The organism is Protofrankia coriariae (assembly GCF_001017755.1).
Taxonomy (GTDB): Bacteria; Actinomycetota; Actinomycetes; order Frankiales; family Frankiaceae; genus Protofrankia; species Protofrankia coriariae.
The window spans coordinates 10,165-15,597 of sequence record NZ_JWIO01000033.1 but is presented as its reverse complement, the minus strand read 5'-3'; the positions used below and the strand labels follow the sequence as shown (position 1 = coordinate 15,597).

Here is a 5,433-nt window from a genome sequence, read left to right as displayed (position 1 = left end):
ACGACGTCCGACGGCCCCCGCGGGTCGGCGAGGTACTTGTCGCCCCATTCCAGCAGCGCGACCAGTGTGGGTCGCAGATCCAGCCCCTGCTCGGTGAGCTGGTACTCGAAGCGCTGCCGATCGCCGGGCTCCTGGTAGGGGACGCGCCGCACCACTCCTGCCGCCACCAGGGTGTCGAGCCGGGTGGCCAGCAGGTTGCTGGCGATGCCAAGGCGGGTCTGGAACTCCCTGAACCGGCGTGCGCCGTCCAGCGCCTCACGGACGATCAGCAGCGACCAGCGCTCGCCCACCACCGCCAAGGCGCGCGCCACCGAACAGTTCACCGGGTCGATCCGCCGCGCCCCCATGGGCGGATCCTACCGCACCTGAGTTGACAATCTCCATCCAGCTTCCCTATGGTCCGCTCTGAGTTGACAAAATAAAGTCAGGAGACGAGACCATGCCCATGCTCGACGTGTACATCCCTGACAGCACGCTCCAGCCCGAGGCCGAGGCGGCGCTGGTGAACCGGATCACCGAGATCCTGATCCGCCATGAGGGACTCGACCCCGCCGATCCGGTGACCCGGTCCGTCTCCTGGGTGTTCGTGCACCGACCGGCCGCCGTCTACGTCGGCGGGGCGCCCGCGCAGGCGCCGCGTTACAAGGTCGTGCCGTCCGTACCCGAGGGGCAGCTGGACGAGCGGGCGCGCGCGGGCGTCATCGCCGAGGTCACCGAGGCGCTCCTGGACGCGGAGAACGGCGCCTGGCCACGCGATCCCGGCCGGGTCTGGGTGTTCCCCACCGAGATTCCGGAGGGCCGCTGGGGCGGGCACGGGCAGATCAGGCCGCTCGCGACGATCCTCGCCCGGCTCACCGGCGACGCCGGGCGGGCCCGCGCGCTCGCGGCCGCGCGCATCGCCGCCAGCCGCGCCGAACACGCCCGCCTGCCGTAACGGGCCGACCACCCAGCCGCCGGCTCCGCGAACCCACGCTGGGACAAAACCGGTGATCATTTGTCGGACAAGGTCCGGGTCGCGGGCGAGCCACAGACCAGACCGCCACAAATATCACTTTCTGTAACTGAATATCGACGGTAGGGGCCGGATCCGGTTACTTCACGCACGCGCGCGGGCAGGGGAGCGAACATGAACCGAGCAAGCCTCGTCCGTGACAGCATCGGTTGGGACGTGACGAACTGGTCGAGGTGCCTGTCCTTCTGGGAGGAGCACAGCAGGGTGGCCGCGGCCACCCCCAGCGTTCTGGAAATCGGTTTCGGTGGGACGCACGGTGGTCTCTCGCTGTGGCTGGCCACGAAGGGATTCCAGGTCGTGTGCTCCGGCCTTCAGGAACCGTCACCGGCCGCCCGGCGGCTGCACGCCGCGTACGGCATCGGCGACGCGGTCACCTACGAGCGGATCGACGTGCTGAACATGCCGTACGTGGCCGCCTTCGACATCGTCGCCTTCAAGTCCCTGCTCCCGGGAATGACCACCGGCGGCGACAGTTGGCCCGTCCCGCAACGGAAGGCGATCGCGAACATGTACCGGGCGCTGAAACCGGGCGGCGAGCTGTGGTTCGCGGAGAACGCGGCCGGGACGCGGATCCACGGTTTCTTCCGCACGCACTTCGGCTGGGGTCGGAAGGGATGCGGTTATCTGTCGGCCACGGAGGCCGTTGGGCTGTTGTCCGCGTTCGGGACGGTCGACTACACGACGCTGGGGATACTCGGCGGATTCGGCCGCTCCGAACGGCAGCGACGGGCGCTCGGCGCCGTCGACCGGGCTCTGTGCGAACGGGTCACACCACAGAACTGGCGGTACATCATCACCGGTGTCGCCCGCAGGAACGACCACGGGAACGGCGCGGAACACGCCGGGGACGAGCGTTCCGAGAAAGAGCCTCCCGAGGAGATCGGCGCGCCGGACACGGCCTGTCACCCGGCGTCCTGACATGACGGCCGAGAACACGGGAACGGCGGGTGCCGCACCGCCGGCCGGTAAGCGCGACACCACAGACCAGAACAGCACGGGCCGAGAAACAACCGGACGAGAAACAACCGGCCAGGAGGCGGCGGACCGGGAGACGACAGGCGCGGAAACGGTGGACGTCGTCATCTCGACATATGACGAGGAACGCCACGTCGGCCGCTGCCTGGACGCGGTACTGGCCCAGGACTACCCGGCGGAACTGGTGCGGATCTGGCTGGTCGACGGCGGCTCGCGGGACCGCACCGTCGCGATCGCCGACGAGCGGGCAGCCGCCGACCAGCGCCTGACAGTGATCGCTGACGGGCAGCGCCGCGTCCTGCCCACGGCGTTGAACCTCGCCATCAGGCTCTCCACCAACGACCTGGTCGCGAAGGTGGACGCGCACGGCTACCCGGAGTGTGACTTCCTGCGCCGCGCCGTCGCCGCGCTGCGGGACGGCCCGTCCGACGTCGCCTGTGTGGGCGGGCGGCCACGGCAGCACGGTGACACCCGCTTCGGGGCGGCTGCCGCGCTCGCCCGCACGTCCCACTTCGGTGTCGGGGACAGCGGGTACGCGGGCCGGACGGAACACGCGTTCGTCGACACCGTCCAGTGCGGGGTCTACCGGCGCGCGGCGCTCGAACGCGTCGGCCTTTTCGACCCCGACATGGTCTACGGCGAGGACGAGGAGCTGAACTGGCGGCTGCGGCGGGCCGGTTACCGAATAGTGCTCGACACCTCGATCGGGTTCCACTACCTGGCCCGTCCCTCCTGGCGGGCCGTGTTCCGCCAGTACTACCGATATGGCCGTGCCCGAGTACGGGTGTGCCGGGCACACCACGGCATGCTCCGGCCCCGGCATCTGGCGCCGGCGTCCTTTCTGCTCGCGCTGGTGGGGCTGGCGGGGGCGTCGGCCTGCGCGTCCAGAACACGTCGGGCGGCCGACGCCACCGGGACACGGACGGCCCTTGCCGTTGCTGTGCTGGCATATTCTGCCGCCGCGTCGCTGTCGGCGGCCATGGCGGTCAGACGCGCGCGCCGAGACGGGCCCGTTCCCGACACGACCGTCGTCGGGGGCCGCCCGGACGGATTTCCGGCGATGACCGCCAGGGTCACGGCCTGTTTCGGGGCGCTGCACGCGGGTTACGCTCTCGGTACCCTGCGAGGAGTTCTCGACCGGCCACGGCGACCCGGCTGAGACAAAAAACGGCTGAAGCGAAATCCGCCGCGTCCCGCCCCGGCAGATCCTGACAGGGTCCAGAAAACCAGAAAACCGGGGCGGACGCGGCAGATTTCCGCGACGTCCCACCCTGGTTTTCCGGCAGGCGGAGAACGGGTTACCCGTCGCCGCGGAACGTGTTCGCCGTTGCCGCCCGGGACGGCACCAGCCGCGCCGAGAAGCGCAGGCCGACGCGCCCGAGCACACGCGCGTCATGCCAGCGCGGGACAAGACTGCCCCAACTTGCCCCCAACGCCCGCGCGAAGATGATCGCGACCGCGATCCCACCGGCCGAATACGCCAGCACCGAGGCGACCGACGCCCCGACACCGCCGTGCCCGGGGATGAGCACGATGTCGAGCGCCACCGTGGCAACGAACGCGATGCCCACCGCGGCGGTCTCCAGCAGCGGTTTCCCCCGCGCGGTCAGCGCATTGCCCAGCAGCTTGAGCGCGACGACCCCGAACGCGCCGGCCGTCAGAACACGCAGCTGGACGACCGAGTCCTGGAACTCGACACCGAAGACGGTCACGCAGAGAAAAGGCGCGGCAAGGACCAGACCGGCGCCGATCAGGAGCGTGGTCAGGACCGCGACCCGGAACACGGCCGCGGCCTCCTGGCCGGCATCACCCCCGCTGGAACGCACCAGGTCCGGCCGCTGCACGGCGGCCAGCGCCGTCGGCAGGTAGAACAGCGCCTCGGCCCAGGCGACCGCCACGCTGTAGACACCCAGCTGGTGGGCGCCGGCGATGGCGCCCACCAGCCACTGGTCGAGTTTGTAGTTGGCGAGCAGCATCGTCTGCCCGGCGTGTGCCTTCATCCCGAAGCCGAGCGACCGTCGCGCCAGGCGCAGGTCGGGACGGCCGAACCCGGCCGCGCGGCGTCCCACGTACCAGGCCATCAGCGCGGTGCCCAGCAGCTGGCCGCCGATGCAGGCGGCGACCGCGACGCCGACGCTGAGCGCGCCGAGCGCGGCGAGCAGACCGTTGACGCTGACGTTCACCAGCGGGGCGAGCAGGTACGCCGCGTTCGCGAACCCGAAGGCGTAGTCGGCCTGCGCCAGGAACAGCAGATAGACCTGCAGGATCAGCATTGGGACCGAGGCGAGTACCAGCCAGCGCAACCCGGCCGACGAATGCCCGCCGACCTGGGGGAAGAGCGCGATCAGACCGCCGACCGCACCGGCGGCGACCGTCCCCAGCAGGAGGGCGAGCAGGACCGAGTTGGTCGCCAGCGCCGGTCGCAGCCCGGGCTCGGCCGAGGCGAAGTTGACGTTCGCCTGTTCCACGCCCAGCAGGGAGAGCTGGGAGACGACGTAGGCGATCACCGTGAGGAAGGCGACGTCGCCCCGGCCCGTGGCACCCAGCGACCGCGCGACGACCAGGACGTTGGCGAGCGAGAGGACAGCGACCGCAAGCTGTGTGCCCCAGGTCGCGAGCGCCGACGAGACGAAGTTGGGATGCCGGGGGCCGCCGTCACCATCCCCCCACCAAGGCGCGGCCATCCTGGGCAGCATATATTCACCGTCCGCTGTTTGCCGCTCGCGATCCGCTTACAGCCGTGCGTTCTCCCGCGCGCTCCCGCTGGCCCGCCAGCCCGGCGGACGGCAGGCCAGCGGCTCGCGGTCCTGCGGTTGCCGTCTCTGCCGCCGTCTCCGCCGCGGCCGGCGTGCCGCGACTGGCCCGCTGCCGGGAGCCGGGTCAGGATGACCGAACATGCACGGCCGTCTGGGCGTCTACTCCGACGACGTCTTCCAGCTCGAGCGGACCGCCGCCGGTCCGCGGATCTCCGCCGACCAGGCGTTCCTCCTCTTCACCTGCGCGGTCGGGCAGCACTTCGACCGGCTGGTCCTCTTCGGCCGCACGCTCCGCGCGGACCGGCCCGCGGACCACGTCCTGCCGCCCGGCACCGAACTCGTCGCGCTGCCGTACTACGCCAGCCTGCGCCGGCTGGGCGCGCTGGCGCGCGCGGCGGCCGGCACCGTCACCGGGATGTGGCGGGGGCTGGCGCGGGTGGACGTCGTGTGGGTGCTCGGGCCGAACCCGTTCGCGATGGTCCTGATCGCGCTTGCTCTCCTGCGGCGCAGACGGGTCGTCCTCGGGGTCCGTCAGGACACCCCCGCGTACTTCCGCAGCCGCCTGCCCGGCCGCCGGTGGGCGCCGGCGCTCGTGCCGGTCCGGGCGCTCGACAGCGGCTACCGTCTGCTGGCGCGGTGGCTGCCGACAACGGTCGTCGGAACGGAACTCGCCCGCGGGTACGGCTCCCG

6 protein-coding genes (1 of these 6 only partly in view) are annotated in these 5,433 nt (G+C 71.1%); 4 read left to right on the top strand and 2 right to left on the bottom strand.

Annotated elements, in window-relative coordinates; translation table 11 throughout:
• On the bottom strand, positions 1-347 hold the 5' portion of the coding sequence (locus tag FrCorBMG51_RS18075; protein WP_047224239.1) for a winged helix-turn-helix transcriptional regulator. Its footprint begins 172 nt before the window's first position; 347 of the gene's 519 nt are visible here — the first part of the coding sequence; its start codon is at positions 345-347; the stop codon falls past the left edge of the window.
• A gap of 92 nt (positions 348-439) precedes the next feature.
• Here FrCorBMG51_RS18075 and FrCorBMG51_RS18070 point away from each other — a divergent pair, with 92 nt between their 5' ends.
• From FrCorBMG51_RS18070 to FrCorBMG51_RS25535, 3 genes are all read left to right on the top strand, one after another.
• Positions 440-934 carry a hypothetical protein gene (locus FrCorBMG51_RS18070; RefSeq protein WP_047224238.1) on the top strand — a complete coding sequence of 165 codons (495 nt, stop codon included), beginning with the start codon at positions 440-442 and terminating at the stop codon, positions 932-934.
• Positions 935-1,126: 192 nt separating this feature from the next.
• Positions 1,127-1,930, top strand: coding sequence for a class I SAM-dependent methyltransferase (locus FrCorBMG51_RS18065; protein ID WP_139342430.1), 804 nt, complete (start codon positions 1,127-1,129; stop codon positions 1,928-1,930).
• Position 1,931: 1 nt separating this feature from the next.
• Positions 1,932-3,146, top strand: a complete 1,215-nt coding sequence (locus FrCorBMG51_RS25535; RefSeq protein WP_052914803.1) for a glycosyltransferase family 2 protein — start codon at positions 1,932-1,934, stop codon at positions 3,144-3,146.
• A 139-nt stretch (positions 3,147-3,285) separates the two neighbouring features.
• Here the strand turns inward: FrCorBMG51_RS25535 and FrCorBMG51_RS18050 are convergent, their stop codons facing one another.
• Complete coding sequence (locus FrCorBMG51_RS18050) at positions 3,286-4,671, bottom strand: oligosaccharide flippase family protein (protein WP_157180560.1); 1,386 nt, start codon at positions 4,669-4,671, stop codon at positions 3,286-3,288.
• Between the two features lie 211 nt (positions 4,672-4,882).
• On the opposite strand from FrCorBMG51_RS18050, the gene FrCorBMG51_RS18045 reads away from it, so the two are divergent.
• The coding region (locus FrCorBMG51_RS18045) for a hypothetical protein (protein WP_162233240.1) at positions 4,883-5,433 on the top strand (551 nt) is incomplete at its 3' end.

Excerpts from the sequence above, each read along its gene's own strand:
- FrCorBMG51_RS18050 (WP_157180560.1), bottom strand. The coding sequence starts at position 4,671 with ATGGCCGCGCCTTGGTGGGGGGATGGTGACGGCGGCCCCCGGCATCCC.
- FrCorBMG51_RS25535 (WP_052914803.1), top strand. The coding sequence starts at position 1,932 with ATGACGGCCGAGAACACGGGAACGGCGGGTGCCGCACCGCCGGCCGGT.
- FrCorBMG51_RS18070 (WP_047224238.1), top strand. The coding sequence starts at position 440 with ATGCCCATGCTCGACGTGTACATCCCTGACAGCACGCTCCAGCCCGAG.
- FrCorBMG51_RS18065 (WP_139342430.1), top strand. The coding sequence starts at position 1,127 with ATGAACCGAGCAAGCCTCGTCCGTGACAGCATCGGTTGGGACGTGACG.